Origin of the sequence: Aliivibrio sp. S10_S31 (genome assembly GCF_014694495.1) — a bacterium.
In the GTDB taxonomy this organism is placed as follows: Bacteria; Pseudomonadota; Gammaproteobacteria; order Enterobacterales; family Vibrionaceae; genus Aliivibrio; species Aliivibrio fischeri.
Map to the genome: position 1 here is coordinate 1 of NZ_JAAUWR010000082.1, position 946 is coordinate 946.

Here is a 946-nt window from a genome sequence, read left to right on the forward strand (position 1 = left end):
TGAATTGGTTTCTGAAATCCATGAACTTTTGGCAATAATGGTCAATTGCCGAACCTGATGAAATGAAAGCTAAAAGGAAACAAAGAAGAAGGAAAACCACCCTACATTCACACTTGAAAATCGAATGGTTCTATCGCTGAACTGAGCCAAAAAACTGCAATCTTAGAGTTCGTGTAACGCCTGCATAACACGTTTGCTACTATGCAGACCTAGCTGAATTTTAACGCCTTAATCACTGAAACTAAAGGCAAACTGCAACGCCGAGTGTAGCAAATCGTGTTGATGCATTTGTTATATGTAAATCGTCAAACTTTAAATTGCATAAGATTAAAGTGTATATATAATGCGCTGCTTATTAAACACATATTGAGTAAAATCTTTTGCTTAAAAAATCAATTTTTATAATTACTGTTTTATTTTCAGCTAATACTTTTGCTATTCCTGATATGATATGCCAAACAACTGAGGCTGTTATTTTCAATGATAAAGGAGTCAAAATTGCTAGTAAAGAAAGCAAAACTATGCCTGGAGCCTACGCATTTCTTGATAATACTTTCTATAGGGAACGTAATTTTTTCGGAAAAAAATCATGGAAAAAAGTTGGGGAATTAATTCAGACTAACGGGACAGGTAAACAAGCATCTGATGACTTTTTTCATATTCAGCAGTTTTCTTTCGCATTTAATTTCCGCTCTAATACTGGTTACGCAGTAGCAATTAATAATGATGGAATTCTTTCTCGTCAGTTAACTTGTACTCGAGCTAAATTAAACTTAGAGTGACATTTTGGTACAGTTACGGCTGTACCTTTTTACATATAACGCTTGCATAACACGTTTATTACTATGCCAAACAACTTGAATTTTACTGCCTTAATCACAAAACCCAAGGCAAACCCAGAACGCCGAGTGTAATAAATCGTGTTGATGCATTTGTTATGTGTATA

The 946-nt window shown here is 34.5% G+C and carries 1 protein-coding gene; it reads left to right on the forward strand.

What is annotated here, in order from left to right; all coding sequences use genetic code 11:
- The first annotated feature begins 380 nt into the window (after nucleotides 1-380).
- Complete coding sequence (locus HC728_RS19665; protein ID WP_017019323.1) at nucleotides 381-782, forward strand: hypothetical protein; 402 nt, start codon at nucleotides 381-383, stop codon at nucleotides 780-782.
- The last annotated feature ends 164 nt before the right edge of the window (nucleotides 783-946 follow it).